This is a genomic window from Micromonospora sp. WMMD987 (genome assembly GCF_029581435.1).
Taxonomy (GTDB): Bacteria; Actinomycetota; Actinomycetes; order Mycobacteriales; family Micromonosporaceae; genus Micromonospora; species Micromonospora rifamycinica.
In genome coordinates, this window is sequence record NZ_CP120861.1 from 455,180 (window position 1) to 481,659 (window position 26,480).

The 26,480-nt window shown below is 73.3% G+C and carries 28 protein-coding genes, 3 tRNA genes and 1 pseudogene; 14 read left to right on the plus strand and 18 right to left on the minus strand.

Annotated features, from left to right (window positions below; genetic code table 11):
* The first annotated feature begins 21 nt into the window (after window positions 1-21).
* The 3 genes from purM (at window position 22) to amcA (ending at window position 2,616) form a co-directional block, all read left to right on the plus strand.
* On the plus strand, window positions 22-1,176 hold the full coding sequence (gene purM / locus O7612_RS02005; protein WP_282269941.1) for a phosphoribosylformylglycinamidine cyclo-ligase: 1,155 nt from the start codon (window positions 22-24) through the stop codon (window positions 1,174-1,176).
* A 134-nt stretch (window positions 1,177-1,310) separates the two neighbouring features.
* Window positions 1,311-2,414, plus strand: a complete 1,104-nt coding sequence (gene amcB / locus O7612_RS02010) for a cyclophane-forming radical SAM peptide maturase AmcB (RefSeq protein WP_348774257.1) — start codon at window positions 1,311-1,313, stop codon at window positions 2,412-2,414.
* A complete protein-coding gene (gene amcA / locus O7612_RS02015) occupies window positions 2,383-2,616 on the plus strand; it encodes a multiple cyclophane-containing RiPP AmcA (protein WP_282269944.1) in 234 nt (77 codons plus the stop codon). The genes amcB and amcA overlap by 32 nt, the downstream gene beginning before the upstream one ends.
* Window positions 2,617-2,829: 213 nt before the next feature.
* On the opposite strand, the gene O7612_RS02020 is transcribed toward amcA, so the two are convergent.
* On the minus strand, window positions 2,830-3,045 hold the full coding sequence (locus tag O7612_RS02020) for a DUF3073 domain-containing protein (protein ID WP_282269945.1): 216 nt from the start codon (window positions 3,043-3,045) through the stop codon (window positions 2,830-2,832).
* A gap of 391 nt (window positions 3,046-3,436) precedes the next feature.
* The gene (locus O7612_RS02025) at window positions 3,437-4,519 is read right to left on the minus strand and encodes a Glu/Leu/Phe/Val dehydrogenase (RefSeq protein ID WP_282269946.1); all 1,083 of its coding nucleotides are present in this window, start codon (window positions 4,517-4,519) and stop codon (window positions 3,437-3,439) included.
* Window positions 4,520-4,729: 210 nt separating this feature from the next.
* On the opposite strand from O7612_RS02025, the gene O7612_RS02030 reads away from it, so the two are divergent.
* Both O7612_RS02030 and O7612_RS02035 read left to right on the plus strand, forming a co-directional pair.
* Entirely contained in the window at window positions 4,730-5,569 is an 840-nt protein-coding gene (locus tag O7612_RS02030; protein ID WP_282269948.1) for a hypothetical protein, read from the plus strand.
* Between the two features lie 251 nt (window positions 5,570-5,820).
* Complete coding sequence (locus O7612_RS02035; protein WP_007073996.1) at window positions 5,821-6,030, plus strand: BldC family transcriptional regulator; 210 nt, start codon at window positions 5,821-5,823, stop codon at window positions 6,028-6,030.
* Between the two features lie 146 nt (window positions 6,031-6,176).
* On the opposite strand, the gene O7612_RS02040 is transcribed toward O7612_RS02035, so the two are convergent.
* Window positions 6,177-6,557 (minus strand): PPOX class F420-dependent oxidoreductase, encoded by a 381-nt coding sequence (locus O7612_RS02040; protein WP_282269950.1) that lies wholly within the window; start codon window positions 6,555-6,557, stop codon window positions 6,177-6,179.
* A gap of 43 nt (window positions 6,558-6,600) precedes the next feature.
* Between O7612_RS02040 and O7612_RS02045 the strand changes: the two genes are divergently transcribed.
* Entirely contained in the window at window positions 6,601-7,392 is a 792-nt protein-coding gene (locus tag O7612_RS02045) for a methyltransferase domain-containing protein (protein ID WP_282269951.1), read from the plus strand.
* A 32-nt stretch (window positions 7,393-7,424) separates the two neighbouring features.
* Here O7612_RS02045 and O7612_RS02050 read toward each other — a convergent pair whose 3' ends face one another.
* Complete coding sequence (locus O7612_RS02050) at window positions 7,425-7,730, minus strand: hypothetical protein (RefSeq protein WP_282269953.1); 306 nt, start codon at window positions 7,728-7,730, stop codon at window positions 7,425-7,427.
* Window positions 7,731-7,896: 166 nt separating this feature from the next.
* On the opposite strand from O7612_RS02050, the gene O7612_RS02055 reads away from it, so the two are divergent.
* Together O7612_RS02055 and O7612_RS02060 are read left to right on the plus strand one after the other, a co-directional pair.
* Window positions 7,897-8,754 carry a 3-hydroxyacyl-CoA dehydrogenase family protein gene (locus O7612_RS02055; RefSeq protein ID WP_282269955.1) on the plus strand — a complete coding sequence of 286 codons (858 nt, stop codon included), beginning with the start codon at window positions 7,897-7,899 and terminating at the stop codon, window positions 8,752-8,754.
* Complete coding sequence (locus O7612_RS02060; protein WP_282269956.1) at window positions 8,751-9,494, plus strand: enoyl-CoA hydratase/isomerase family protein; 744 nt, start codon at window positions 8,751-8,753, stop codon at window positions 9,492-9,494. The genes O7612_RS02055 and O7612_RS02060 overlap by 4 nt, the downstream gene beginning before the upstream one ends.
* 50 nt (window positions 9,495-9,544) lie before the next feature.
* Here the strand turns inward: O7612_RS02060 and O7612_RS02065 are convergent, their stop codons facing one another.
* Window positions 9,545-10,897, minus strand: coding sequence for an ABC transporter substrate-binding protein (locus O7612_RS02065; protein ID WP_282269958.1), 1,353 nt, complete (start codon window positions 10,895-10,897; stop codon window positions 9,545-9,547).
* 183 nt (window positions 10,898-11,080) lie between these two features.
* On the opposite strand from O7612_RS02065, the gene O7612_RS02070 reads away from it, so the two are divergent.
* Entirely contained in the window at window positions 11,081-11,470 is a 390-nt protein-coding gene (locus O7612_RS02070; RefSeq protein ID WP_282269959.1) for a hypothetical protein, read from the plus strand.
* 162 nt (window positions 11,471-11,632) lie between these two features.
* On the opposite strand, the gene O7612_RS02075 is transcribed toward O7612_RS02070, so the two are convergent.
* Window positions 11,633-12,046 carry a hypothetical protein gene (locus O7612_RS02075; RefSeq protein WP_282269960.1) on the minus strand — a complete coding sequence of 138 codons (414 nt, stop codon included), beginning with the start codon at window positions 12,044-12,046 and terminating at the stop codon, window positions 11,633-11,635.
* Window positions 12,047-12,170: 124 nt separating this feature from the next.
* Between O7612_RS02075 and O7612_RS02080 the strand changes: the two genes are divergently transcribed.
* Entirely contained in the window at window positions 12,171-12,899 is a 729-nt protein-coding gene (locus O7612_RS02080) for a DUF2786 domain-containing protein (protein ID WP_282269962.1), read from the plus strand.
* A 60-nt stretch (window positions 12,900-12,959) separates the two neighbouring features.
* On the opposite strand, the gene O7612_RS02085 is transcribed toward O7612_RS02080, so the two are convergent.
* The 9 genes and pseudogenes from O7612_RS02085 to O7612_RS02125 all read right to left on the minus strand — a co-directional run bounded on the left by O7612_RS02085 (window position 12,960) and on the right by O7612_RS02125 (window position 19,436).
* Window positions 12,960-13,484 (minus strand): SRPBCC family protein, encoded by a 525-nt coding sequence (locus O7612_RS02085; RefSeq protein WP_067303349.1) that lies wholly within the window; start codon window positions 13,482-13,484, stop codon window positions 12,960-12,962.
* A 251-nt stretch (window positions 13,485-13,735) separates the two neighbouring features.
* Window positions 13,736-13,809: transfer RNA gene (locus O7612_RS02090), tRNA-Phe, on the minus strand.
* A 102-nt stretch (window positions 13,810-13,911) separates the two neighbouring features.
* Window positions 13,912-13,988 (minus strand) — tRNA-Asp (locus O7612_RS02095).
* Window positions 13,989-14,020: 32 nt separating this feature from the next.
* A tRNA-Glu gene (locus tag O7612_RS02100) sits at window positions 14,021-14,093 on the minus strand.
* A gap of 143 nt (window positions 14,094-14,236) precedes the next feature.
* Entirely contained in the window at window positions 14,237-15,025 is a 789-nt protein-coding gene (locus O7612_RS02105; RefSeq protein ID WP_282269964.1) for a polysaccharide deacetylase family protein, read from the minus strand.
* A 64-nt stretch (window positions 15,026-15,089) separates the two neighbouring features.
* A complete protein-coding gene (locus tag O7612_RS02110) occupies window positions 15,090-16,034 on the minus strand; it encodes a MerR family transcriptional regulator (RefSeq protein WP_282269966.1) in 945 nt (314 codons plus the stop codon).
* Window positions 16,035-16,236: 202 nt separating this feature from the next.
* Window positions 16,237-16,767: pseudogene (idi, locus tag O7612_RS02115) on the minus strand (isopentenyl-diphosphate Delta-isomerase); the annotation flags it as partial.
* A gap of 4 nt (window positions 16,768-16,771) precedes the next feature.
* The gene (crtI, locus tag O7612_RS02120) at window positions 16,772-18,253 is read right to left on the minus strand and encodes a phytoene desaturase family protein (RefSeq protein ID WP_282269968.1); all 1,482 of its coding nucleotides are present in this window, start codon (window positions 18,251-18,253) and stop codon (window positions 16,772-16,774) included.
* 28 nt (window positions 18,254-18,281) lie between these two features.
* Entirely contained in the window at window positions 18,282-19,436 is a 1,155-nt protein-coding gene (locus tag O7612_RS02125; RefSeq protein ID WP_282269970.1) for a polyprenyl synthetase family protein, read from the minus strand.
* 66 nt (window positions 19,437-19,502) lie between these two features.
* On the opposite strand from O7612_RS02125, the gene O7612_RS02130 reads away from it, so the two are divergent.
* The 3 genes from O7612_RS02130 (at window position 19,503) to O7612_RS02140 (ending at window position 23,333) form a co-directional block, all read left to right on the plus strand.
* On the plus strand, window positions 19,503-20,414 hold the full coding sequence (locus tag O7612_RS02130; RefSeq protein ID WP_282269972.1) for a phytoene/squalene synthase family protein: 912 nt from the start codon (window positions 19,503-19,505) through the stop codon (window positions 20,412-20,414).
* Window positions 20,411-21,733, plus strand: coding sequence for a deoxyribodipyrimidine photo-lyase (locus O7612_RS02135; protein WP_282269974.1), 1,323 nt, complete (start codon window positions 20,411-20,413; stop codon window positions 21,731-21,733). Before O7612_RS02130 ends, O7612_RS02135 begins: the two co-directional genes overlap by 4 nt.
* 115 nt (window positions 21,734-21,848) lie before the next feature.
* Window positions 21,849-23,333 carry an FAD-dependent oxidoreductase gene (locus tag O7612_RS02140; RefSeq protein WP_282269977.1) on the plus strand — a complete coding sequence of 495 codons (1,485 nt, stop codon included), beginning with the start codon at window positions 21,849-21,851 and terminating at the stop codon, window positions 23,331-23,333.
* A 51-nt stretch (window positions 23,334-23,384) separates the two neighbouring features.
* Here O7612_RS02140 and O7612_RS02145 read toward each other — a convergent pair whose 3' ends face one another.
* The 3 genes from O7612_RS02145 to O7612_RS02155 form a co-directional block, all read right to left on the minus strand.
* Window positions 23,385-24,140 (minus strand): crotonase/enoyl-CoA hydratase family protein, encoded by a 756-nt coding sequence (locus tag O7612_RS02145; protein WP_282269979.1) that lies wholly within the window; start codon window positions 24,138-24,140, stop codon window positions 23,385-23,387.
* A 135-nt stretch (window positions 24,141-24,275) separates the two neighbouring features.
* Entirely contained in the window at window positions 24,276-24,467 is a 192-nt protein-coding gene (locus O7612_RS02150; RefSeq protein WP_282269981.1) for a DUF397 domain-containing protein, read from the minus strand.
* Window positions 24,458-25,225 (minus strand): helix-turn-helix transcriptional regulator, encoded by a 768-nt coding sequence (locus tag O7612_RS02155; protein WP_282269984.1) that lies wholly within the window; start codon window positions 25,223-25,225, stop codon window positions 24,458-24,460. Before O7612_RS02155 ends, O7612_RS02150 begins: the two co-directional genes overlap by 10 nt.
* Window positions 25,226-25,521: 296 nt before the next feature.
* On the opposite strand from O7612_RS02155, the gene O7612_RS02160 reads away from it, so the two are divergent.
* Window positions 25,522-26,361 (plus strand): Rieske (2Fe-2S) protein, encoded by an 840-nt coding sequence (locus O7612_RS02160; protein WP_282269987.1) that lies wholly within the window; start codon window positions 25,522-25,524, stop codon window positions 26,359-26,361.
* The last annotated feature ends 119 nt before the right edge of the window (window positions 26,362-26,480 follow it).

A 26,480-nucleotide genomic window follows, 5' to 3' on the forward strand; every position in this document is an offset into this window, starting at 1 on the left:
AGAACCACAAAGGGGAGAACCGTGACCTACGTGTCCGAGCGCAGCGGCGCAGGTAGTAGCCCGAACGGCGCCGGTGGCGACCGTCAGCCCTGGACGGCGGGCACCGGCCGCACCCTCCGCAAACGCTCGGTCTCGTACGCCGACGCCGGGGTGTCGATCGAGGCGGGCGACCGGGCGGTCGAGCTGCTCAAGTCGAAGGTGAAGGAGACCCGTCGTCCGGAGGTCATGGGCGACCTGGGCGGTTTCGCCGGCCTGTTCCGGTTGGACACCAAGAAGTACAAGAACCCGATCCTGGCCTCCTCCACCGACGGGGTGGGCACCAAGCTGGTCATCGCCCAGCAGCTCGACATCCACGACACGATCGGCATCGACCTGGTCGCGATGGTCGTCGACGACCTGGTGGCCTGCGGGGCCGAGCCGCTGTTCCTGCTCGACTACATCGCCACCGGCGAGGTCGTGCCGGACCGGGTCGCCGAGATCGGCGCCGGCATCGCCGACGGCTGCCGGTACGCCGGTTGCGCGCTGCTCGGGGGCGAGACCGCCGAGCACCCGGGCGTGCTGCGCCCCGACGAGTACGACGTCTCCGCCACCGGCGTCGGCGTGGTCGAGGAGAGCGAGATCCTCAGCCCGGACCGGGTCGAGGTGGGCGACGTGGTGATCGCGATGCGGTCGTCCGGGCTGCACTCCAACGGCTACTCGCTGGTCCGGCACGTGCTGCTGGGGGCCGGCCGGATGCGGTTGGACGTGGTGATCGACGACTTCGGCCGGCAGCGCACGCTGGGCGAGGAGCTGCTCACCCCGACCAAGATCTACGCGCAGGACTGCCTGAAGCTGATCACCGAGGCGGAGGTGCGGTCGATCGCCCACGTCACCGGCGGTGGCATCCCGGGCAACCTGGTCCGGGTGTTGCCCGAGCACGTCGACGCGGTGGTCGACCGGGCCAGCTGGAAGCCGCAGCCGATCTTCGACCTGATCCAGTCGAAGGGCCGGATCGACGACCAGGACATGGAGTCGACGTTCAACATGGGCGTCGGCATGTTCGCCATCGTCTCCGCCGAGGATGCCGACCGCGCGTTGGCCACCCTCGCCGGTCGGGGCGTGGACGCCTGGCACGCCGGCGAGATCATCGAGGGCACCGGCAAGGTCCAGATGATCGGTCAGCACACCCGGGGCTGACCATCTCGGCTCGATCTGCCGGACACCTGGTCGGGGGTTCACCCGAGCGGCCGTCGCCGCCTAGCCTGAAGGACACTTCGGGCACGGGAGGAGGGTCGATGGCTGCTCGGGCTCGGGCTCGGCCCGTGGCGGGTATGCGGGGCCTCGCGGCGGTTCCGTCGTACGTGGTGATGCAGCCGACGACGTTGTGCAACCTCGACTGCGCGTACTGCTATCTGCCGCACCGGGCCTCCGACCGGCGGATGCCGGTGGCGGTGGCCGAGGCGGTCGCCGCCGCGGTGACGCCGTGGGCGGCGCGCGGTCGCTTCTCGGTGGTCTGGCACGGCGGCGAACCGCTCGCCGCCGGCCGGGACCGGCTGGCCGCGCTGATGGCCCCGTTCCCCGCCGGGGTGGAGCACCACGTGCAGACGAACGCCACCTTGATCGACGATGCCTGGTGCGCGTTCTTCGTCGAGCACGGGATGCGGGTGAGCGTGAGCGTGGACGGCCCGCGCGCCCGTAACGACGAGCGGGTGACCCGGGCCGGTCGGCCGGCGTACGACCGGATCGTCCGGGGTGTCGCCGCGTTGCACCGGCACGGCCTGCCGTTCTCGGCGCTGGCGGTGGTAAGCCGGCCGACCCCGGGGCTCGCCACCGAGCTGTACGCGTACTTCCTCGACCTGGGCTGTGACGTCCTCGGCCTGAACATCGAGGAGACCGAGGGGGTCAACACCCGGAGCAACGCGCACGACGCGGCGGCGGTGACCGCCTTCTGGGCCGAGCTGGTGGCGGCCTGGCGGCGGACGCCCCGGGTGCACCTGCGCGAGGTCGAATGGTCGCTGCGGTACGCGGCGGCGGTGCTGGCCGGTGCGGAGGGCGACCTGCTGCCCCGGCAGCTCGACCCGATCCCGACGATCGGGTACGACGGCTCGGTGACCGTGCTCTCCCCGGAGCTGGCCGGCTTCACCGACGCCCGGTACGGCGATTTCAGCAGCGGTAACGTGCTGGCCACCCCGCTGGGGGAGATCCTGGCCGGCGCGACCGGCACCGACTGGGTGGGCGAGTTCCTCACCGGGGTCGAGGCGTGCCGGTCGTCCTGTGCGTACTTCGGCTTCTGCGGCGGCGGTCATGCGGCCAACCGTTACTTCGAGCAGGGACGGTTCGACGGTACGGAGACCGAGCACTGCCGTAACAGCAAGATCCGCCTACTGGAGGGAGTGTTGGAACATGCCCGAGACCACGAGTCACCGGCCGCCTGAGCGCGTCGGGACCGGCACGGACCAGGTCGCCGACCGGGTGCGGGCGGCCGCCGGGGAAATCTCCGCTCTGCTCCACGAGGCGGAGGCGGCGCGTCGTTTCCGGGCGGAGGCACCGGGCGGGGAGGGTGCCGGCGCGGTGTGCGCCTGGAACCACTTCGAGAACATCCCGACGTTCTACAACTGGAACAACCGACCACGCTGAGCGGGGCGACGACCGGCCGGGTGCGCGGGGGCCGGTGGATCGCCGACACCCGGCTGTGGGGCGGGCCGTGACCGCCGGGATCAGGGACCGCGCCGGCCGGCCGGAGGGTGCTCCGGGACGGCGAGGTCCCTGATCGTCGATGGTCGCGCCGTTCCGGTCGGGCACATGACTGAGCACGCGGAGAGTTGCCGCGTGCTCGATGTGACCCGGAGGTCAGCGGGTCGGAGGGGCCCAGGGGTCCGGCTCGTCGTCCGCGTGATCCTCGTCGTCGTCGACATACTCTTTGTAGTCGTCGTCGAAGTGCTGCTCAGACTTACCACCGGCACTCGCCAGTTCGCGCTGCAAGGCGGTGAGGTCGGTGTTCGGGGAGTGGTACTTCAACTCCCGCGCCACCTTCGTCTGCTTGGCCTTAGCACGGCCGCGCCCCATGGCTCGACCCCCTCGCACAGAATGCGGGGCAGCCCGAAGGCGGGCCCCGATGACGTCAGGCATCTCTCGTGGCTCTTACGGTACATGGGGATGCCACCGTTCGGCACCTCGGGTTACCGTCTGCCGGCCCTGCGCGTCGCAGTCACCCGGTCGTCACCGATCGTACCGGTAAGGGGTGGGTGCTGGAGCCGCCCGTGACACTCGACAAACCGCCAGAAAATCCGTAACGAGCAGTTCGTGGGGTGGACACCCCGAAGCCGGATGATCACCGCATCTCGCCCGGCTCGGGGGAATGGACGGCTCAGGGCACGGACGGCGGTCCCCGGGTGCGGGCCGCCCACCGCACCCGGGTGCGTGGGTGCGGGGCCGCCACCGCACCCCAGCCGCACAGTCAGCGCAGGTGGATGGTGCGCAGCCGGCCCACGTCGGCCATCCGGCGCTCGGCCAGCCGGTCCGCCGCCACCGCCGGCGGCACGCCCTCGTCGTCGGCGAGTCGCAGGATCTGCCGGGTGGTGTCGTAGATGCGGGTGGCCCGCAGCTTGGCCCGCTCGAAGTTGAAGCCGTCGATCTCGTCCGCGACCTGGATCACACCCCCGGCGTTCACCACGTAGTCGGGGGCGTACAGGATGCCCCGGTCGGCGAGCAGCTTCTCGATGCCCGGGTGGGCGAGCTGGTTGTTGGCCGCACCGGCGACCACCTTCGCCCGCAGCACCGGCACCGTGTCGTCGTCCAGCGCGCCGCCCAGGGCGCACGGGGCGTACACGTCGATGTCGGCGGCGACCAGCGCGGCGGTGTCGGCGACCAGGGTGACCCCGGGGTGGTGGACCCGTGCCCACTCCAGTGCCCGCGGATCGACGTCGGTGGCCACCACCTCGGCCCCGTCCTCGGTCAGGTGGCCGGTCAGGTGCTTGCCGACCTTGCCCAGCCCGGCCACGCCGACCCGGCGTCCGCGCAGGGTGGGTGCACCCCAGACGTGTTCGGCGGCGGCCCGCATGCCCTGGAAGACCCCCCACGCGGTGAGGACCGAGGAGTCCCCCGCGCCACCGTGCTCCACGCTGCGGCCGGTGACGTAGCGGGTCTCCCGGGCGACCACGTCCATGTCGGCGACGTAGGTGCCGACGTCGCAGGCGGTGTAGTACCGCCCGCCCAGGGACTGCACGAACCGGCCGTACGCGCGCAGCAGCGCCTCGCTCTTGACCTGGTCCGGGTCGCCCCAGATGACCGCCTTGCCGCCGCCGTGGTCCAGCCCGGCCAGGGCGTTCTTGTACGCCATCCCCCGGGACAGGTCCAGCACGTCCGCCAGGGCCGCCTCCTCGCTGGCGTACGGGTAGCACCGGGTGCCGCCGAGCGCCGGACCCAGCGCGGTCGAGTAGATGCCGATGATCGCCTTGAGGCCGCTCTGCTTGTCCTGGCAGAAGACGACCTGCTCGTGACCGGCGGATCCCGGATCGTCGGTGCTCGCGAATACGCCCATGGCTTGCTCCTGTGTCGGTGTGCGTCCTCGTGGGGCGCGGACCTGGTCGGGTGCCGGCGGGGATGCTGCCGACCCTGGTGAGCCTAACGGCGGTCGACGCGGGTGGCGTGGTCCGCGTGACGGCCCCGCGCCCACCGGCCCGCTCGGCCGGGGTCCGGCAGTGTACGACGACAGCGGCACCGGTGAGGGGTTTCGTGGGAGGATCGCGCGGTGCCGTCGCTCTTCGCTTCTTACCTGCGCGTGTACGAGCCGCTGACCGCCTTCGACCGGGACCGTCAGTCGTACTGGCGGCGCTACGTGCGGGAGGGGCGGGCGGTGGCCCCGTCGGAGGGGCCGGGCCGGCAACGGACCTCGGTCATGGCGGCGCTCGGTGCCGGGTGGACCCGGCTGCCCGAGCTGCCCGACGAGGCGTACGTCCTGGAGTCCGACGACGTGCTGCTGGTCTGCCCGTGGAACCTGCGGGTCCGGGTCGCCGAGGCGGCGCTGAGCGCCCGGGAGGGGGTGCCGTCGGTGATCGCCGACGCGTTCGTCCCGCCGGTCCTCGCCGGGCAGGCCAAGACCGTGGTGGAGGACTGGCGCAGCGGCGCGCGGGTGCTGGAGCACGGGGTGCCCCGGCTGCACGAGCAGATCGCCACCTGGGGCGTGCCGCTGCGGTGGTTCGTCCTGTTCGAGGCGGGCGAGCGGGACCTGGTCACCCAGCCGGGGCGGCGGACGTTGCGGTACCGGACGGAGATCTCCAAGGCCCGTCGGCGGGCCTCCCGGGCGCTGTCGGTGCTGAAGAAGTCGATCGGGGAGGCGCCGATCACCGAGGCGGTGGAGGAGGCCGCCCGGTGGTTGGAGGAGTTCCACCCGCGTTCGGTGGTCGAGCTGGACTACGGCGGCCTGGTCCAGTTGCTCTCCGACGAGACGCTGGCGGCCGACGACTCGCCGGAGCTGGCCGCGATCGGCCTGGCCGGGCTCTCCCGGGGCGAGACCGAGGAGGCGTCCGGCGCGTACGACCGGTTGGTCGCCCGGTGGCGGGCCATCCAGCTGCTGGAGCGGTGCAATTGACCATGAAACGCCCAGTCGGGGTGTCAATTATGAGTCACTCTCGTAGTTGACGCATCACGAACCGTGATCATGAGTCCGAATAAGGTACTTTCTGACGTGTAAAAGTCAGATAAATCGGGCATGGTTCATCCGTCCGTCTAGGGACCTTCGGCCGTTCGGCCCATGTCGGACATCGGGGACTAGCCGGACCATGGGAGACGCGTCGGCCGGCGGGACCCCGGCCGATGTCTATCCATGTGGAGGAGTGACCGATGGCATCGCGAACGCACGAACCAGAGCCGCTACTCACGCCGGCCGAGGTGGCGTCGATGTTCCGTGTCGACCCGAAGACGGTGACCCGATGGGCCAAGGCGGGGAAGCTCAGCGCGATCCGAACCCTGGGCGGACACCGTCGGTACCGTGAGTCGGAGGTGCGGGCGTTGCTACAGGGCCAGATCCCCCAGCAACGCCAGGGGGACTGACCCGGTCAGAACGTTTCGGCCTCAGGGGCGGGCGGGTGTCGCGGCAAGCGGCGATCCACCGCCCCTGAGTCGTGTCCACCCCCGGTCCGCCGCCCGCCGGTCCGCAGGGACCACCACCCGACCTCGCCCACCGGCCGGGCCGTCGGTCACCCGTCCAGGGTGATCCGGATGCCGACGGTGCCCGCCTCCCCCCGGCGCAGCCGGCTGCCGAGCAGGGTCAGCCGGCCCAGCAGGCGGTACTTGCGCCTGAGCAGCTGGCGCACCCGGTCGGTCTCCGCCGGCCCGCACAGCACCGCGTGAGCCGGCACCGCCGCACCCAGCGGGCGACCCCGCACGTCGCACGGGGCCACCGTCACCGTGCCGTCCCGCCGGATCCGCTTGACCTTCCCCGAGTCGGTGACCGTCCAGACCGCCAGGGCGTCGCCGTCGCGCACCGCCCAGACCGGCGTGGACACCGCGCGGCCGTCCTTGCGGAACGTCGTCAGCAGGACGTACTTCTCCGCCGTCAGGCGGTCCAGGTCGGTCACGCCGCCCAGGATACGGCGACCGCCCCCCGATAACGTGCACGTCGTGACCGGAGAACCTCGGCTGGGCGACGTGTTCGGAGAACTGCTGCGCGACGCGTACGCGGTGCACACCGGGGTCGGTCCCCGACCACTGGTCGGCGGGCGGCTGCCCCGACCGGTCATCGAGATCATCGAGCGGGACGACGGGCTGGTCAACGGGGCACCCGCCGCGCACTACCTGGACGGGCCGGAGCACTGGCAGCCGTACGACCACCGGGCCGTGGAGCGGACCCGGGGCGCCACCCTGGACGTCGGCGTCGGCGGCGGCCGGATCGCGCTGGTGCTCCAGGAGCGCGGCATACCGGTCACCGGGCTGGACACCTCACCGGGGGCGCTGCGGGTCAGCCGGCACCGGGGGGTCCGCGACCTCGTCCTCGGCACCGTCGACGAGCACGTCGCCGACGGCCGGCGCTACGACACGTTCCTGCTGCTCGGCAACAACCTGGGGCTGATCGAGGGGCGGGAGCGGGCCCCGGCGTTCCTCGCCGCCCTCGCCGCCCTGGCCCGTCCCGGCGCGCAGGTCATCGCGCACGGCACCGACCCGTACGGCACCACGGATCCGGTGCACACCGGTTACCACGAGCGGAACCGGCGGCGGGGTCGGCTCGGCGGGCAACTGCGGCTGCGGCTGCGCTACCGCGAACTGGGCACCGAGTGGTTCGACTACCTGGTCTGTTCCGCCGAGGAGCTGGCCGGACTGGTCCACGGCACCCCCTGGCGGCTGACCGACGTGGACGACCGCGACGCCCCGTACTATCTGGCCACCCTGCGGCTGGCGGAGCGCACCGGGCGGTGAGGCGGGGGCCTCGGCCGGCCCCCGCGTCCGCGTCAGACCTGGACGGTCGGGGGGAGCTGCTCCGGGGGCAGGCCGCCGTCGCCGTCGACCACCTCGTCCGGGGTGCCGTCCTCGTCGATGTCGACCATGGTGATGTCGACCTTGCCGTCGCCGTCGGTGTCGAACTGGAACAGGTCCGCCCGGCCGTCGCCGTCGGTGTCCACCACCCACACGTCGGTCTTGCCGTCGTTGTTGGTGTCGGCGCGGAGCAGGTCGACGCGCTCGTTGCCGCGCGTCTCCACGACCGCCGTGCCCTCGGTGGTGCCGCTGCCGTCCACGGTCTCCGGTGCCTGGCTCATGTCGACTGGTTCCTTCCCTTGACGTTGGGGCCGTCTGTACCCGGTGTGGCGGTGCCCCACGCATGCCGCCGGGAACGGTGCTGCATAGGGTCGCACCCATGGGCCAGCGGAGCGAGCGGCAGGGCGTGCCGGAGACCCCGCACGTCGCCGTGCGCGGGGAGGGAGCGTGATGGATCGTCTTGTCGTCGTCGGGGCCGGCACGATGGGGCTCGGCATCGCCTACGTGGCGGCCGGCGCGGGCTACGCCGTCGAGGTGGTGGAGGTGGACCGGAGGCAGGCGGAGGCCGCCGCCGTCCGCCTCGACGAGCTGTGTGAACGGGCGGTGCGGCGCGGGAAGCTCGCGGCCGACGAGGCCGCCGCGCAGCGGTCGCGGATCGTCCTGCGGGGCGCGCTCACCGAGGTCGCCCCGGCACCGGAGGTGATCGTCGAGGCGGTGCCCGAGCGGCCGGAGCTGAAGCGGTCGGTGCTGGCCGAGGCGGAACGGCTGGGGCCGGCGCTGCTGGGCAGCAACACCTCCAGCATCCCCATCGGCGAGCTGGCGCGGGGGCTGAGCCGCCCGGGGTCCTTCCTCGGGCTGCACTTCTTCAACCCGGTCTGGGCGATGGCCCTGCTGGAGGTGGTGGTCGGCGCGGCCACCGCACCGGAGACCACCGCGGCGGCCGTCGCGCTCGCCGGCAGGCTGGGCAAGGACCCCGTCGTGGTACGCGACCTGCCCGGCTTCGCCACCTCCCGGCTCGGGGTGACCCTCGGCCTGGAGGCGATCCGGATGGTGGCCGACGGGGTGGCCACCCCGGCCGACGTGGACAAGGCGATGGTGCTCGGCTACCGGCACCCGGTCGGCCCGTTGGAGCTGACCGACCTGGTGGGGCTGGACGTGCGGCTGGACATCGCCCGTACCCTCCAGGCCGCCTACGGCGACCGGTTCGCGCCGCCGCCGCTGCTGGTCGAGATGGTCGCCGCCGGGAAGCTCGGCAAGAAGTCCGGGCAGGGCTTCTACTCGTGGCAGGACGGTCGGCGACGATGAGCGGGCTGCGGGTGGAGGAACTGCCCGACCGGGTGGTGGTGACACTGGACCGGCCGGAGAAGCGCAACGCCATCGACGCCGACCTGATCGGCGAGCTGCACGACGTCTGTGCCGCCCTGGAGGCCCGGCCCCGGCTGCTGCTGCTCACCGGCGGCGCGGACGGTCTCTTCGCGGGCGGCGCGGACATCGGCCAGCTCCGCGAGCGGGGGCGGCTGGACGCCCTGGCCGCGATCAACTCGGCGGCCTTCGCCCGGATCCGGGCGCTGCCCATGCCGAGCGTGGCCGCCGTGGACGGTCCCGCGTTGGGTGGTGGCGCGGAGTTGGCGTACGCCTGCGACCTGCGGGTGTGCACGGCCCGCGCGGTCTTCGGCCAGCCCGAGGTGCGGCTGGGCATCCTGGCCGGCGCGGGGGCGACCCACCGGCTGCCGGCCCTGGTCGGCGAGGGGCGGGCCAAGGAGCTGCTCTTCACCGGCCGTCGGGTCGACGCCGGCGAGGCGCTGCGGATCGGCCTGGTGAACCGGGTGGTGGACGAGCCGGCGGAGCTGCTGCCCACCGCCCACGGACTGCTCGACGAGATGGCCGAGGGCTCCGCGTTGGCGCTGCGCCTGACCAAGCTGGCGGTGGACGCGCCGCCCGCCGCGCACCCGCAGCTCGACCTGGTCAGCCAGGCGGTGCTCTTCGAGGACGAGGAGAAGCACCGCCGAATGACCGAGTTCCTGGAGCGTCGTCGGCGGCGCTGAACGTCGGCGGGGGCGGTACCGGAGCCGGTACCACCCCCGCCGACGTCGGGTCAGTGCCGGATCGGCACGCCCGCGTCGGCCAGTGCCTTGATCAGCCCGGCGGACTCACCGAAGCCGATGACCAGCACGGCCTCCGGCCGGTAGTTCTTGATCTCACCGGCGAGGTTGCCGAAGTCGACCGGCGGTGCCTTCGCGTCGGCCGGCGGGTCGTAGGTGAACAGCTTCACCCGGTCGTTGCCGAAGCCGGCCCGTTCCAACTCGGCCCGGACGGTCTCCTGGAGGCCCTCGCCGTAGGAGTCCTTGCGGGCCACCACCACGATCTTGTGCGGGCCGTCGCGGAGGATCACGTCGGCCAGCGCCCGACCCTGGAGGCTGTCCGGCGGGGCGGTGCGGAAGTACAGGCCCTTGTCGTCGGCCTGGCTCAACCCCGCGTCGGTGTTGGACGGCGAGAACAGGATCTTGCCGGCCGCCACCACGTCGGGCAGCACGGCGGCGGAGATCCCGGAGGCGGCGGCCCCGATGATGACGTCGACCTTGTTCCTGACGTGTGCGGCCACGGCGGCCTTGGCGACGGCCGGGTTGGTGCCGTCGTCACCGTCGAACCAGGTGACCGGGTCGCCGAGCACCCCACCGGCGGCGTTGATCTCCTTGATCGCCAGCGCCACGCCGGCCGCCAGGGGCGGGTAGGCCAGGGCCAGGTCGCCGGTCTTGGGCAGCAGGCCGCCGAGGATCAGCGGGGAGCCGTCGCTGTCGTCGTTGCGGCCACCCCGCTGCTTCTTCGGCTTCGGGGCGGCCTTGGTGCTCACCCCGGACTCGTCGCCGGCACCGACGAACTCGGTCTTCGCGTCGTTGATCTTCTGGTTGTCGAAGTGCAGGGTGGCGTAGCTGGCCGTGGCCGGTTCCCCGATGTCGGTGAAGCCGGCGCGGTTCAGCGACGGGCCGCGGTACTCGATGTCCTGACCGTCCCGGGCCAGGGAGAGGCAGGTCGCCGCGTCCGTGCAGCGCTGACCGTTGGTGGTCACCCCGACGATCTGCTTGGCGATGGCGGCCGGCTCGGTGCTGCCGGCGAGCTGGGCGGCCAACGCGCTGATCATGACGGCGTCGTACGACTCCGCCGCGTAGAGGTAGTCGGTCAACTTCGAATCGACGGCGCGCAGCCGCTGCTTGAAGTCGTCGCTGAGGGGCGTCAGCGGGGTGGTGCCCTTCATGCCGTCGACCAGGTCGGCCCGGTCCTTCAGCTCGGCGGCGAAGGAGTTCTGCATGTTGCCGTCGGTGCCGTACAGGCGCACCTGCGGGGTGGCCGCCTCCTCGGGCTTGTCGGTCGTCCCGCACGCACTGACGGCGAGCAGGAACGACGCGCACGTCGCCAGGATGGCCGCGCGCGGGCCGCGTGTAACGAGCATGGTCGTCCTTCCTCCGGCGCAGGTCCGGTGCGCACCATAGCGTGCCAGCGACGACCGTGGGACCAGGGAGGCGGCCCTGGTCGCCGGCCCGACAGCCGCCGGTACGCTCCGTAACGTCGTCTCAGCAGGTGGTCACCGTTTTCGGCGCTCTCTCGCTTGACCTGCCGTCCTACTGTGCCCCAGGTGACCGATGTACCGGATCAGACGCTGGCCGACGCTACCGCCGTACTCGACTCGGCGCTATCCGGGGACGGGGCCGCGGTGGCCGGTGCCTTCGATGCCGTGGTGGACCGGTCCGGCCTCGCCGGGGCGTACACGGTCGCGTGGACCCTGGCCGCCACCATGGTCGGCGACCCGCCGCCGCCCGGCGCGTGCGCGCTGGACTTCCCGGGCATCGACGAGGCGGGGTACGACACCCGGTGGGTGGCCCGCTTCGTCAGCGCGTGCGCCAACGACGACGCCGACACCGGCGAGGCGCTGTTCGGGGCGGCGGTGGCCGACGGGCAGCTGCCGGACTGCCTGCTCACCCTCGCCGGCTCGACGGTGGCCACCCTGCGCAGCCGGGCCGGCTGACCGGACCACCCTGCGCAGCCGGGCCGGCTGACCGGGCGACCCTGCGCAGCCGGGCCGGCTGACCGGGCGACCCGCCGGTGACGGGCGTCGCGCCGGTGGCTGGCCACCGGCGGTGCGCCCGCCACCCGGCGGTGCGTCGGTCGTGGGCGTCACGCCGGCCGCTCAGAACGCGTGGTACGCCACCAGCGGCTCGTACTCGTAGCGCAGGTTGGAGAAGCGGACCTTGAAGTTCGCCCCGTCCTTCACGTTGGTGGCGACGGTGATGTAGTCCGACTTGGCCGGCAGGTACGTGAGGTAGTTGCACTTGTTGGTCTTGTCGATGAAGACCACGCACGCCTCGGTGCCGAACTCGCTGGTGTTCTTGACGTTGACGTCCCTGCACCGGGTGCTCGCCCGGTACGGGCCGGCGTCGCCGCCCCAGCCGCCGACCTGGAAGTACGACCGGACCGCCCCGCCGTAACAGGTGGCGGCCGAGGCGGAGAGGTTCGTCTCCGGGGCGGCCTGCGCCGGGGTGCCGACGAAGAGCAGCGGCAGGGTGGCGGCGATTGCGGTCAGGCGGGTGGGCCGGAATGCCATGCGTGCCTCCAGGGAAGAGGGTGGACCCTGAGTCGCGGACAGGGTGCGGTGAGTGGTGATGATAGCTGTCGATCTCTGATCCCGCTGTGACAGGTCCGCGAGCGAGCTGTGGTACCTGTGGGTCATGTCCGAGGCGATGCTCAGCAAGGTGCGCAAGCTGTTGGCCCAGGCGGAGGACGCGGCCTGCACACCCGCCGAGTCGGCGGCCTTCACCGCCAAGGCCACCGAGCTGATCGCCCGCTACGGTGTCGACCGCGCCCTGCTGGCCGCCCGCGACCCCACCACCGACCCGGTGGGCGACCGGGTGGTCGACGTCGTCGCCCCGTACGCCCGGGACAAGGCCGGGCTGCTCGCGGCGGTGGCCGACCCGCTGCGCTGCCGCTGTGTGCGCCGACCGGCCGGTCAGGGCTTCACGCTGCACCTGTTCGGCTTCGCCAGTGACCTGGAACGGGTGGACCTGCTGTTCACCTCGCTGCTGGTGCAGGCGGCGCACGGCCTCGCCGGCACCGTGGTCCCGCCCGGCGAGCACCCGGCGGCTTTCCGCCGGTCCTGGCTGGCCGGCTTCGCCCGGGTGGTCTCCGAGCGGCTACGGGCCGCCGAGGCGGGCGCGGCGGCCGACCGGGGCACCCCGTCGGTGGCGCTGGTGCTGGCCGACCGCTCGGACCGGGTGGCCCGCCGGGTCACCGAGGTCTATCCCCGGCTCCGCAGCGCGCCGATCCGCCGGCTCGCCGGCTCCGGCTTCGGCGCGGGCGCGATGGCCGGGCACCGGGCGAACCTCGGCGACCCGGACGCGGTGGGCGGCCCCACCCGCCGGCCGCACCTCGGCGGCCCCGACGCCGGCGCGGCCCGGTGAGCGGCGGCTCGGCGCGGCCCGGTGAGCGGCGGCCGGCCGGACGTCCACCCCCCGGGAGGGTCAGCGGGGGTCGGGGGCGGTACGGGTGAGCGTGGCCAGATAGCGACCGAGCAGCTCGTGCCAGCCGGCGGTCAACGCGGCGCGGTAGCCCTCGGCGGCCTCTCCGTGCCGGTCGAAGTGCCGGTGCTCCAGCTCGATGCGGGTCTGCCCCGAATCGTCCGGCAGGAACAGCACCTCCACCTCGCTGGCGCGGGCCGGGTCGGGCACCGGGAGGCGGTCGGGGCCGAGCTGCCAGGTGAAGACGAGCCGGCGCGGGGGATCCCAGGTGAGCACCCGGCCCCAGTCGCCCCGGAAGCCGTACGGGCCGATCTCGTAGAGCATGCCGCCGGCCCGGGGCTCCATCCCCAGCTCGGCCAGGGCCGCCGGCCCGGACCAGGTGTACTCGCGTACCCACCAGTCGGCCAGCGAGCCGGTGAACACCGCGAAGGCCTGCTCCGCGGTGGCGGGGACGAGGAGGACGGAGCGCAGCGAGTACCGGTCGACGTCCTGGTGGACGTCCTCCGGATTCACGTTCTCCTGTCCCATAGGCCCGGACCATACCGGCTGACGAAGCGCTGTGCAGCCTCGTGTACCTGCTCCTCCCGGACGGTGGGCAGTACCCCGTAGCTGCGCCGAGGGCCGGGCGGGATATCGCTGGTCATCGAGGTGTGGGGGTGCTGTCGGGGGTGAGGCGACGCCCGCGCGACGGGTCGACGGTGCCCGGGGGCCGGTACACAGCAAGATCCCCACCTGCGTTTCCGCTGGTGGGGACCTCTGTAGCCCGGCGAAAGGCTATGTGGCCAGGGGCGGGGTCGAACCGCCGACCTTCCGATTTTCAGTCGGACGCTCGTACCAACTGAGCTACCTGGCCTGGTGCTTCGGGACATGTTACCCGGAGGGCGGGGTCTCCGCCGGTGGGGTCGTTCGTCCCGATACGCAGAACGCCGCGCAATGGTGCACGCGGCGTCGGCGCTGGCGGTCCTGACGGGACTTGAACCCGCGACCTCCGCCTTGACAGGGCGGCGAGCACTCCAACTGCTCCACAGGACCTTGCTGATCTTGCCTCCGGCCGGGCCGGATCGTGCCCCCAACGGGATTCGAACCCGTGCTACCGCCTTGAAAGGGCGGCGTCCTGGGCCGCTAGACGATGAGGGCGGCCCCGCCATCATTGCACACTCGCAACTTCAAGCGGACTTGCTCCCATCCGGCCCCGCCGGAGGCATGAGAAGCATATGTCATCCCCCGCCAGACGACCAAACCGGTGTGCCCGTCCGGGAGCCGCCGGGCAAAGTGGCAGCTCAGCGAGGTGGCGCGATACCGAACCGGCGCTTCAGGTCACCGATGACGTGCGGTACGGCACCGAGCGTGCGGCTGCGGTCACCGCCCCCGTCGTGCATGAGCACCACCGCGCCGGGTCGGGCGGCGTGCTCCACCCGCCCGGTGATGACCCCTGACGTGGGCTTGGCCCAGTCCTGGGGGTCGACGGTCCAGTGCAGCGACCGCATGCCGAGTTCCTTGGCCACCTGCACCACCTCCGGCGTCCACCGGCCGCCGGGCTGACGGTAGAACGGCACCTTCGCCCCCGGGACGGCCTTGGTGATGGCCTGGTTGGTGCGGACCAGGTCGGCCCGGATGTCGGCGACCGGCCGGCGGCCCAGGTCGATGTCGTGCCGCCAGCTGTGGTTGCAGAGCTGGTGCCCCTCCCGGACGATCCGGGCCACCAGCTCGGGGTGCTTGCGGACCTGGGTGCCGACCACGCAGAACGTCGCCTTCACCTTGGCCGCCCGGAGCTGGTTGAGCACCTTCGGGGTCCAGGTCGGGTCGGGACCGTCGTCGAAGGTGAGCGCCACCGCGCGTACCCCGGTCGCCTTGCGCAGGCCGGCCGGGAGCACCTTCGGCTTCGGTCGCAGCCGGGGCTTCGGCTTGCTGGTGGGTGGCGGCGTCGGGGCGGGGGTCTGGGTCGGCTCCGGCGCGGGGGTGCTCGGCGCGGGCGCGGCAGCCGGCCGGACGTGCCGGGGCTGGTCTCCGCAGCCGGCGATCAGCAGGAGCAGGCCCAGGGCAACCGCCAGGACGGGGCGTGAACGCATCGTCACTCCGGGAGATGGGGGGTACGCGGACCGCCCCGACGGTAGTTCACGAAAGCGAAATGTGTCAGGGCCGGTCACCCCCGGTCGACTGGTCCAACGAATCCCGGACGGCCAGCGCGAGCGAGACGGCCTCGGCCAGGTCGACCGGGCGGACCACCCCGGCGGGCAGTGTGTCGGCCCGCCACCCCGGCCCGGCGGCGAGCACCAGCAGTGGGCGGCGGGGCACCGCGAGCAGGGCGGAGAGCTGCCCCGGGTCGGCGGTCGGGCGGGTGTGCGACCAGACCACCACGGCCGCCGGCCCGGTCCGGTTGACCGCTTCGACCAGCGCCGCCACCGGCACCCGGGCACCGAGCATCCGGTACGCCACCCCGGCCTCGGCCAGCGCCGCGGCCAGCGCCTCCAGGGGCAGGGTGTGCTGCTCCTCGTCGGCGCAGGAGAGCAGGATGCGGGCCGGTCCGGTGGCCCGGCCCGAGCGGGCGACGGCCGCGAACGCCTCGGAGACGCACCGGGACACCAGGTGTTCCACGTCGATCAGGCCGGCGGTGGCGACATGGCGCTCACCGATGCCGGCCAGCACCGGCCGGAGTAGCCCGTCCCAGGTGGCGACGACCCCGTCGGTGGCCAGAGCGTGCGAGATGGTGTCCCCGATCGCCGCCGCGTCCAGGCGCATCGCGGCCCGGGCCAGCCCCCGGGCCACCGGTCCGGCCCGGCCGACCGGGATGGTCTGCCCACCGCCATCGCGCCCGCTCCCGGCGCGCAGCCGCGACGCGACACCGGGGGCGGGGCTCTGTTTCGCCCAGCGGGCCGCCTCCGCCGGGGTGATCCCCTCGGCGGTGAGTTTCCGCATGATCTCCAGCCGGGCCAGGTCGGCTGGCGTGTACCGGCGGTGGTGACCGGGGACGTGCTGGCTGGGGCCGAGGCCGTAGCGCTGGTGCCAGGTGCGCAGCGTGGTGACCGCCACACCCAGCCGGCGTGCCACGGCCCCCGCGCTCAGCGGCTCATCGGCCACCCGACCGCTCCGACGCGTCGCCCACCCGGCGGCCGGACGGGGCGGTGGACCCGGCGGTGCCACCGGTGGCCACGTCGGAGCCGGCGGCCACGTCGGAGCCGGCGGCCACGTCGGAGCCGGCGGGCGGGGCGGTGCCGGTGGCCACGTCGGAGCCGGCGGGCGGGGCGGTGCCGGTGGCCACGTCGGAGCCGGCGGGCGGGGTCGGTCGGAGCAGGCGGCTCACCACCCCACCGAGCCAGGGCGCGTACGTGCGCGGGTCGGCGTCGATCTCGGTCATCAACCGGGTCGGGTCGACCCAGCGCAGTTCGGCCACCTCGTCCGGATCCGGCCCCAGGGTGAGGTCGGCCGGCACGTCGGCGCGCAGCACGTGGTCGTACTCGAACTCGACCCGACCGGTGGCCGGGTCCTCGGCGTAGTAGAGGTAGACCCCGACCTCGGTCAGCGACACCGGACCGGTGCCCAGCTCCTCGGCGAGCCGTCGGTTGGCCGCCTCGGCCAGCGGCTCGGCCGGCAGCGGGTGCCCGCAGCAGGAGTTGGCCCAGCGCAGCGGGAACCGGGTCTTCACCTCGGCCCGCCGTTGCAGGAGCACCCGGCCGTCCGGGTCGACCAGCAGCACCGAGAAGGCCCGGTGCAGCCGTCCGGGTGCCTGGTGGGCGGCGGAGACGGTGGCCTCGCCGAGGGCCCGACCGTTGTCGTCGACGAGTTCGACGAGGTGACTCTCCCGGGACTTCACGCGGTCACCGACCCGCGCCGGTGATGCGGTTGGCGGCGAGCTTGCCGGAGATCAGCACCATCGGCACGCCCACACCGGGCTGGGTGCCGGAGCCGGTGAAGACCACGTTGGGCAGGCTGCGGTGCAGGTTGGACGGGCGGAACGGCCCGGTCTGGAAGAGGCTGTGTGCGGCGGCGAACGGCGTACCGGCGGCCATTCCCTGTTCCTCCCATTCGGCGGGGGTGATCGTACGCAACACCTCGATGCCGGCGCCGAAGCCGACGTACCCGCGCTCCTCAAGGGTGGCGACGAGCTGGTCGGCGTAGCGTCGGCTCAGGTCGCCCCGCCAGTCGAACGGGGCGCGGTCGAGGTTGGGCACCGGGGCCAGCACGTAGTAGGTGTGCCGTCCGGCCGGGGCGACCGACGGGTCGGTCCGGCTCGGGTTGGTGACCAGCAGCGACGGGTCGGTCATCAGCTCGCCGCGCCCGATCACCTCGTCGAAGGTGCCCTTCCACGACCGTCCGAAATGGATGTTGTGATGAGCGATCTTCCCATACCCCTGCGTCGATCCGACGTGCAGGACCACGCAGGACGGGGAGTAGGTCAGCTTCCGCCGCCGGCCCTCGGGCAGCAGGTCGCGGTAGGCGACCGGCAGGTCCGGGTTGAGCACCACCACGTCGGCCGGGACCAGTTCGCCGTCGGCGGTGACCACGCCGGTGGCCCGGCCGTTGGCGGTCTCCACCCGGGCGACAGTGGTGTCGTAGCGGATCTGCACGCCGTGCTTCTCGGCCGCGCCGGCCATCCCCCTGGAGACGGCGTGGATGCCGCCGCGCGGGAAGTAGACCCCGGCCACCGAGTCGAGGTACGCGATGACGCTGTAGATGGCCAGCGCGTCGTGCGGCGCGAGCCCGGCGTACATCGCCTGGAAGGAGAAGATCCGCTGGGTGCGCGGGTCGGCGAAGAACTGGTTGATTTTGGTCTGGAGGCGGCGGAAAGCCCCGTTGGCCAGCAACTTCAGCAGGTTGCCGGTGAGCAGGTCGGTCGGGGCGTCCAGGTTGCGGTCGATGAAGTCGGCCCGCTCCCAGTTCCACAGGTTGCGGGCGTAGTCGACGAACCGCAGGTAGCCGTCGGCCTCGCGGGGGCCGCAGACCCGGGAGATCTCGGCCGCCATCCGGGTGGTGTCGGTGATCACGTCCAGGGTGGAGCCGTCCGGGTAGTAGGCCCGGTAGGCGGGGTCCAGCGGGGTCAGGTCGAGCCAGTCGTGCAGCTCCTCGCCGACCGCGCCGAGCGCCTCGGCGATCAGGTCGGGCATGGTGAGCACGGTGGGGCCGGTGTCGAACTCGTACCCGTCGACGCTGAGCCGTCCGGCCCGGCCGCCCGGCACCGGTTCGCGTTCCAGCACGGTGACCTGCCGCCCGCTGCCGGCCAGGTGCAGCGCGCACGCCAGCCCACCCAGGCCCGCGCCCACGACCACCACCCGGTCCGTACGTCCCGTCACGGTCCGCACGCGACCACCTCCTTCGCAAAGTTGCCCATCATGCCCGCCGTGTGGTGGCGGCGGTGGCGAGACCGGTCAGCGCGGTGCGCGCCGTCTCGTCGATCGACGCGGTCTCCAGCGCGGCCAGCGCGTCGGTGACCCGGTCGGAGATCATGCTCTCCACCCGGGCGACCGCCCCGGTGTCGGCGACGAGTTCGGCCAGCCGGGCCAGCTCCCGCCCGCCGGTGGCGCTGCCGGCCCGCTCCAGCGCCCGTCGCTGGCCGCCGGTGGCGAGCTGCCGGGCGAGCATCAGCAGCGCGGTCGGCTTGCCGGTACGCAGGTCGTCGCCGGCCGGCTTGCCGGTGGTCGCCGGGTCGCCGTAGACGCCGAGCAGGTCGTCGCGGAGCTGGAACGCCTCGCCGACGGCCAGCCCGTAGCGGGTGTAGGCGGCGATCAGCGGCGCGTCGGCGTCGGTGCCGGCCAGGCAGGCACCGAAGAGCAGCGGACGCTGGACGGTGTAGCTGGCGGTCTTGTACCGGGCCACCCGCAGCGCCCGGTCCACCGACCAGTTCGCCGCGTCGTTCTCGCCGAGCACGTCGAGGTACTGCCCGGCGATGGTCTCGACGCGCATCTGGTCATAGCAGCGCCGCACCTCGAGCAGCCGGGACGGCGGCACGCCGGCGTGGGCGAGCAGCCGGTCGGCCCAGACCAGGCAGAGGTCGCCGATGAGCACCGCGACCGACTCGCCGAACCGGCCCGGGTCGCCGCGGTGGCCGGCGGTGACGTGCCGGGCGGCGGCGGCCCGGTGCGCGGTGGGCAGGCCACGACGGGTGTCGGAGGCGTCCATCACGTCGTCGTGCACCAGGGCGAAGGTGTGCAGCAGTTCCAGGGCGGCCAGGGCGGGGAGCACCGGGGGCAGCGGTTCCGCGCCGCCCACCACCCCCCGCCAGCCCCAGTAGGCGAAGGTGGGGCGGACCCGCTTGCCGCCGGCCAGCACGGCGTCGCGGGCCGTGGCGGCGAAACCGCCCATCGCTGCGTCGATCTCGGTCAGCGCCTCGACCTCGGGGGCGAGGAACGCCGCCAGCGTGTCGTCGATGCTGTGGACCAGATCCCTGGCGAAAGCGGCCAGTACGCCGCGGACCGGATCGTCCGTCGCTCCCGGCTGTGCCGGCGCGACGCGGAGCGCGTTACCCGCAACTGCGTCGTTGGCCATGTGGGGGAGCGTACCCTAGGGTTACGAGTTGCGTCGATTGCTGCGTCGAATCCCGGAGGAGGTCCGGTGGACACCGATCTCACCGCCGCCTATGCCCGTTGCCAGGAGCTGCACCGACACCACGGGCGCACCTACTATCTCGCCACCCGGCTGCTCCCCGCATGGAAACGGCGGCACGTACACGCCCTCTACGGCTTCACCCGCTACGCCGACGAGATCGTCGACCGCACCGAGGACCTGCCCCCCGCGGAGCGCGCCGCCCGCCTGGACGCCTGGGGTTCCCGCTTCGTCGCCGGCCTGCACGGCGAACCGGTCGACGACCCGCTGCTGCCGGCCGTGTTGCACACCATCGCCGTGTTCGACCTGGACCGGGACGACTTCGCGTCGTTCCTGCGCAGCATGGCGATGGACCTGACGGTCATGTCCTACCCCACCTACGACGACCTGCTCGACTACATGGAGGGCTCGGCTGCGGTCATCGGCACCATGATGCTGCCCATCCTGGGCAGCTCCGACCCGGTCGCCGCCCGGGAACCGGCCCGCCAGCTCGGGTTCGCCTTCCAGCTCACCAACTTCATCCGGGACGTCGCCGAGGACCTCGACCGGGGGCGTACCTACCTGCCCGACGAGGACCTCGCCAAGTTCAACGTCACCCGCGAGGACCTGCTGGCCGCGCGGGCCGCCGGCCACGGCACCGACCGGATCCGCGACCTGATCGAGTACGAGGTGACCCGCGCCCAGGCCCACTACGCCGCCGCCGCGCCGGGTATCACCCTGCTCGCCCCCGCCTCCCAGGCGTGCATGCGCACCGCCTACGCGCTCTACGGCGGCATCCTCGACGAGGTCGCCGCCCAGGACTACGACGTGTTCGCCCGGCGGGCCGTGGTGCCCCAGCGGCGACGGCTGTCGGTGGCGGCCAGAGCGCTGCTCACCCGTACCGGCACCCCGGTCGTGGTGCCCGGCCCGGCGGTGTCGTGAGCGGCCGTACGGCGGTCGTGCTGTTCACCCGCGACCTGCGGGTGCACGACCACCCGGCACTGGCGACGGCCTGCGCCGCGTTCGACCGGGTGGTGCCGCTGTACGTCCTCGACCCGGCGCTGGCAGACCGCTCGCCCAACCGCACCCGGTTCCTGCACCAGTGCCTCGCCGAGCTGCGGGACACCCTGCGTGGGCTCGGCGGCGACCTGGTGGTCCGCCGGGGCGACCCGGTCGCCGAGACGATCCGGCTCGCCCGCGAGGTCGACGCCGAGGGGATCGGTCTGTCCGCCGACGTCAGCCGGCACGCCCACCGCAGGGAACGCCGGCTCCGCGCCGAGTGCGACCGGCACCGGCTGTTCCTGCGCCTCTTCCCCGGCGTGACCGTCGTCGAGCCGGGGGAGCTGCGGCCCGGTGGCGGCGACCACTACCGGGTGTTCACCCCGTACCACCGGGTCTGGTCGGGGGCGCGGTGGCGGGAGGAGCTGGCCGCGCCCCGGCGGGTCACCCTGCCCGACGGGGTTCCGGTCGGTCGGCTGCCGGCGCTGCCGAAGGGCGAGTCGCCGGCCGCCGCGCCGGGCGGCGAGTCCGTCGGGCAGCGCCGGCTCACGCAGTGGTTGCCCACCCTCTCCCGGTACGACGACATCCACGACGACCTGGCCGCCGACCAGACCTCCCGGCTCAGCCCGTACCTGCGGTTCGGCTGCCTGTCCCCGCTGGCGGTGGCGAACCGGGCCGGCGACCGGGCGCACCCGTTCGTCCGGCAGCTCTGCTGGCGGGACTTCTACCACCAGGTCACCGCGGCCTTCCCGGAGATCGCGGCGAAGGCGTACCGGCGCGGGGCCACCGAGGACTGGCGGTCCGACGCGGCGGCGCTTTCCGCCTGGACCGAGGGCCGGACCGGGATGCCGATCGTGGACGCCGGCATGCGGCAACTGCACGCCGAGGGCTGGATGCACAACCGGGCCCGGCTGATCACCGCCGGCTACCTGACCAAGGTGCTCGGCCTCGACTGGCGGCCCGGCCTCGCGGTCTTCTCCCGCTGGCTGCTCGACGGGGACGTGCCCGACAACTCCGGCAACTGGCAGTGGGTGGCCGGCACCGGCAACGACAGCCGCCCCTACCGGGGGCTCAACCCGGTCCGCCAGGCCGAACGCTACGACCCCGACGGCGGGTACGTCCGGCGCTGGGTGCCCGAGTTGGCGACGGTGGCCGGCAAGGCCGTGCACCAGCCGTGGCGGCTGACCCCCGAGGTCCGTCGTACGCTCGACTACCCGCCACCGCTGGAGGTGCCCGGCGCCGACCCGGTCTGGCTGCGCTGACTCCGCCGCGCGGCCCGGCCCGGATCCCACCCCCGTTCGGGTCGGCTGATCACCGGCGCGGGAATTGCGGGGCGGACCGGTGGTCGGGGGCGGGGTCGTGCGGAATGCTGGCGGGATGGCAGAGCCGGAACTGGTGGACGTGGTCGTGGTCGGGCTCGGCGTGGGCGGCGAGGAGGTGGCCGGGCGACTCGCCGAGGCCGGCCTCAGCGTCGTCGGCGTCGAACGGGACCTGGTCGGCGGGGAGTGCCCGTACTGGGGCTGCATCCCCAGCAAGATGATGATCCGGGCGGCGAACGCCCTGGCCGAGGCGCGGCGGGTCGACGGATTGGCCGGGTCGGCGCAGGTGCGCGCCGACTGGGCGCCGGTGGCGGCGCGCATCCGGGAGGAGGCCACCGACACCTGGAACGACCAGGCTGCGGTGGACCGCTTCACCGGCAAGGGCGGGCGGTTCCTGCGCGGCACCGGCCGACTCGACGGTCCCGGTCGGGTCCGGGTCGGTGACCAGGTGTTCCAGGCCCGGCGGGGCATCGTCCTCGGCACCGGCACCCGCCCGTCGATCCCGCCGATCGACGGGCTGGCGGGCACCCCGTACTGGACGAACCACCAGGCGATCGAGGCGGCGGAACTGCCGGCGACCCTGCTGATCATCGGCGGCGGGGCGATCGGGCTGGAGCTGGCACAGGTCTTCGCCCGGTTCGGGGTCGGGGTGACCGTGCTGGAAGCGTCCGGGCGGGTGCTCGCCCTCGAAGAGCCCGAGTCGTCCGAGGTGGCCGCCGCCGCGTTACGCGCCGACGGGGTGGAGATCGCCACCGAGGTGAAGATCGAACGGGTCGGCCACGACGGCGACGCGTTCACCGTGTACGCCGACGGCCGGTCGTTCAGCGCCGAGAAGCTGCTGGTGGTGACCGGCCGCCGGGCACACCTGGACGAGCTGGGGCTGGACACCGTCGGAGTGGACGCCACCCGGCGCTACCTGCCGGTGGACGACCGGATGCACGTCACCGACGGGATCTGGGCGGTCGGCGACGTGACCGGCGAGGGCGCGTTCACCCACATCGCCATGTACCAGGCGTCGATCGTGGTCGCCGACGTGCTCGACCACGCCCGGCGGGCCGAGGGCGGACCCGACGCCAGCGGTACGGCCAGCGTGGTGGGCGGCGCGATGGGTGCGGCCAGCGCCGTCGGGGGTTCGATGGGCGCGGCCGGCCCGAGCGGCGCGGCCGGCACCGTCCCCCGCGCCGACTACCGGGCACTGCCCCGGGTCACCTTCACCGACCCGGAGGTGGGCGCGGTCGGCCTCACCGAACGGCAGGCCCGTGAGCGGGGCATCAACGTGCAGGTCGGCTTCACCGAGCTGTCGTCGTCCACCCGGGGGTGGATCCACCGGGGCGAGCCCGGCGGCTTCATCAAGGTGATCGCCGACGCCGACCAGGGTGTGCTGATCGGGGCGACCTCGGTCGGCCCTGCCGGGGGCGAGGTGCTCTCGGCGCTGGTCGTGGCGGTGCACGCGGCCGTCCCGGTCAGCCAGCTCCGGCACATGATCTACGCGTACCCGACGTTCCACCGGGCCATCCAGAGCGCCCTGAACGACCTGAGCTGACCCCACCACGGCGGCCCGGCGCGACGTCTCCGTCGCGCCGGGCGGGTGGGCTCACGCGCCGTGCCGGCCGGCGCCGGCGGCGAACCGGGCCGCGCCGGCCGGTGCGTCCACCGCCAGCGAGTCCATCCCGTAGGCGAACTCGGTGGCGAGCGCCTCCGGCTCGGACCGGCCGGCACCGGCCAGCACCGCCGCCCGGTCGTTACGCAGGCAGGTCTGTGGATGGTCGGCGATCTCCGCAGCCAGCCGTTCGGCCGCCGTCCGCGCCTCACCCGGCGCGACCACCCGGTTGACCAGCCCCATCGCGTACGCCTCGTCGGCGGGCACCGGACGTCCGGTGAGGATCAGGTCCATCGCCCGACCCTCCCCGATCAGCCGGGGCAGCCGGACGGTGCCGCCGTCGATCAGCGGTACCCCCCACCGTCGGCAGAACACCCCCAGTACCGCGTCCGACTCGGCGATCCGCAGGTCGCACCAGAGCGCCAGCTCCAGGCCGCCGGCCACCGCGTACCCGGAGATCGCCGCGACGACCGGCTTGGACAGTGACATCCGGGTCGGACCCATCGGACCGTCGCCGTCGGGCTCGACCCGGTTGCCGCTGGGGGTGCCGATGGCCTTGAGGTCGGCACCCGCGCAGAACGTGCCGCCCGCGCCCCAGAGCACCGCCACCCGGGCGTCCGGGTCGGCCTCGAAGGCGCGGAACGCGTCGGCGAGCGCCCGCGCGGTCGGACCGTCGACGGCGTTGCGGGCCGCCGCCCGGTCGAGGATCACCGTGGTCACCGCCCCGTTGCGGGCAACATGCACAGCCATCCCCCGAGCATCCCCCCGCGTACCCCGCCCCGGCCACCCCCGCCGGTCCACGGTGGCGACGGTGCGGGTGCCAGGGAGTCGCTGCCGCCGACCGGCGAGGTCGAGTGGATCTCCCCAGGCGGCGGGCGGGGTGGGTCAGTGGCGGTCGGTGATCCGGGCGAGGAAGAGGTGCCAGGCGGTGGGGGTGAAGGTCAGGGTGGGGCCGTCGGGGTCCTTGGAGTCGCGGACGGCGACCACCCCCGGCAGGTTGCCGGCCACCTCGACGCAGTTTCCGCCGTTGCCGCTGCTGCGGGTGCTGCTGTGCCAGCGTGCGTCGTTCAGTTCCATGTCCGGGCCACCTTCGCGATCAGATCGACGGACTGCCAGTGGGACAGCGCTTCGCCGCGCACGTTCTCCCACGCTGCCATCATGGCCGCGAGGTCATCGAGATCGCTAACTACCTGCCCCTGGAGTTGGTTGTCGAGATAGCCGGCCATCCGGTGGTCCGGGTTGGTGGCGATCACGAAGGGCCCGTTCAGGCCGGCGTACGCGCCGACGGTGGCCGGCACGACGTGCACCCGGACGTGCGGCTGGTCGCAGGCCCCGGCGAGGGCGAGCAACTGCTCGTGCATGGTCTGCGGGCCGCCGACCGGCCGGTGCAGGACCGTCTCGTCGAGGACGACGGTGAGCTGGGGCGGATCGTCGCGCTTCAGGACGGACTGGCGGGCGAGCCGGGTGGCGAGGTGCCGGTCGACGTCCGCCCGGGGCAGGGTGCCGGCACCGAGCAGGACGGCTCGGGCGTACGCCTCGGTCTGGAGCAGACCGGGGACCACGGCGGACTCGAACGAGCGTAACGACAGGGCGTCGCGCTCGATCTCCTGCCAGGGGCGGAACCACATCGGCTCACGACGTCGTGAGGTGTCCGGCCAAATGTCCACGATGTCCCGCCGGAGCGCTTCCGCTGCGGCCACCCGGTGCCGGGCGTGCGGGATCCGCCCCTCACTCAGCCAGCGGCCCACCGTCTTGGGGTCGACACCCACGCGCTCGGCAAGGGATTCGGCGGTGTAGCCGGCTTCGGTGAGGGCGGCGCGCAGGGCATCGTTCACGACTTCTCCATCGGACGTCTCGAATTCTGCCCACCATACGCCTACGCAATGTATCTGTCTGACCACAAAGAGGCAGGCCCCGGTGCAAGGTGGTGCGGGTGGCGTCCTCCCCTGGCCCTGCCTCCGGGTGCCGGCGAGGAGAGAAGGCCGGGCGGTCCCGGCCGGTCCGGGGCGGCTGGCCGGCGGTCCACGGCCGTTCGGGGTGGGTCGGCCGGGCGGTCCCCGGTCGGTCCGGGCGGGCGGATTTCGTCCCGGCCGCCCGGTTTGCCGCTGGTTCAGCCGGGAAGTCGGAGAAGGTGCGAGCGTTGATGACGAAACTCGAACAGGCCACCGCGCTGGACCGGGCCGGCGACCGGTTGCAGCGTGCCGTCCAGGCGACCCTGCGCCCGCAGCGGGTCCGCGACCTGCTGCACGGCGTGTTCCTCGGCCACCCGCTGCACCCGGCGATGGTGCAGGTGCCGGTGGGTGCCTGGATCAGCGCGGCAGTGGTCGACCTGCTCCCCGGCCAGCGTCGGGCGGCCACCACCCTGGTCGCCCTGGGCACCGTGAGCGCGGTGCCCGCTGCCGTGGCCGGGCTCAACGACTGGGCGGAACTGTCCCGGGACCAGCGACGGGTGGGGCTGGTCCATGCCGCCGCCAACACCGTCGGCCTGACCCTGTACGCCGGTTCCCTCGCGGCCCGGTTGACCGGTCGGCACGGTGTCGGCCGGGCGCTGGCCTACCTGGGACTGGGCGCGGCCAGCGCCGGGGCGTACCTGGCGTACAAGCAGGGGGCGCAGGTCAGTCAGAGCGTTTCCGAGCTGCACCGGATGAGCGACGGCTGGCAGCCGGTGGCCGAGCTGGCCGGGCTGCCGCAGCGCACGCTGGTGACCCGCGAGGTGGACGACGTTTCGGTGCTCCTCTACCGGCACGGCGACGAGGTCACCGTGATGCTGGAGCGCTGCCCGCACCAGAGCGGCCCCCTGGGTGAGGGCGAGGTCCAGGAGATCGCCGGGCACGCCTGCGTGGTCTGCCCCTGGCACGGTTCGGCGTTCCGGCTCAACGGAGGCGAGGTCGTCCACGGCCCGTCCGCCACCGACCAGCAGGTCCTCCCGACCCGGATAGTCGACGGCACCCTCCAGACCCGCCTCCCCTGACCCTGCCCCTCCCAACCGGCCCCTGCCTCCCCGTCCTGTCGATCAGGAGGTTCGGGTCACGGTCGATCTCCACATCGACCCGAACCTCCTGCTCATCCGGACGAGGCCACCGGGGGCGG

Bases quoted from the DNA above. Each gene is read 5' to 3' on its own strand.
- amcB (WP_348774257.1), top strand. From the start codon at position 1,311: ATGCGGGGCCTCGCGGCGGTTCCGTCGTACGTGGTGATGCAGCCGACG.
- amcA (WP_282269944.1), top strand. From the start codon at position 2,383: ATGCCCGAGACCACGAGTCACCGGCCGCCTGAGCGCGTCGGGACCGGC.
- O7612_RS02020 (WP_282269945.1), bottom strand. From the start codon at position 3,045: ATGGGGCGCGGCCGTGCTAAGGCCAAGCAGACGAAGGTGGCGCGGGAG.
- O7612_RS02025 (WP_282269946.1), bottom strand. From the start codon at position 4,519: ATGGGCGTATTCGCGAGCACCGACGATCCGGGATCCGCCGGTCACGAG.
- O7612_RS02035 (WP_007073996.1), top strand. From the start codon at position 5,821: ATGGCATCGCGAACGCACGAACCAGAGCCGCTACTCACGCCGGCCGAG.
- O7612_RS02050 (WP_282269953.1), bottom strand. From the start codon at position 7,730: ATGAGCCAGGCACCGGAGACCGTGGACGGCAGCGGCACCACCGAGGGC.
- O7612_RS02060 (WP_282269956.1), top strand. From the start codon at position 8,751: ATGAGCGGGCTGCGGGTGGAGGAACTGCCCGACCGGGTGGTGGTGACA.
- O7612_RS02065 (WP_282269958.1), bottom strand. From the start codon at position 10,897: ATGCTCGTTACACGCGGCCCGCGCGCGGCCATCCTGGCGACGTGCGCG.
- O7612_RS02075 (WP_282269960.1), bottom strand. From the start codon at position 12,046: ATGGCATTCCGGCCCACCCGCCTGACCGCAATCGCCGCCACCCTGCCG.
- O7612_RS02080 (WP_282269962.1), top strand. From the start codon at position 12,171: ATGTCCGAGGCGATGCTCAGCAAGGTGCGCAAGCTGTTGGCCCAGGCG.
- O7612_RS02085 (WP_067303349.1), bottom strand. From the start codon at position 13,484: ATGGGACAGGAGAACGTGAATCCGGAGGACGTCCACCAGGACGTCGAC.
- O7612_RS02105 (WP_282269964.1), bottom strand. From the start codon at position 15,025: ATGCGTTCACGCCCCGTCCTGGCGGTTGCCCTGGGCCTGCTCCTGCTG.
- O7612_RS02125 (WP_282269970.1), bottom strand. From the start codon at position 19,436: ATGGCCAACGACGCAGTTGCGGGTAACGCGCTCCGCGTCGCGCCGGCA.
- O7612_RS02140 (WP_282269977.1), top strand. From the start codon at position 21,849: ATGGCAGAGCCGGAACTGGTGGACGTGGTCGTGGTCGGGCTCGGCGTG.
- O7612_RS02145 (WP_282269979.1), bottom strand. From the start codon at position 24,140: ATGGCTGTGCATGTTGCCCGCAACGGGGCGGTGACCACGGTGATCCTC.
- O7612_RS02150 (WP_282269981.1), bottom strand. From the start codon at position 24,467: ATGGAACTGAACGACGCACGCTGGCACAGCAGCACCCGCAGCAGCGGC.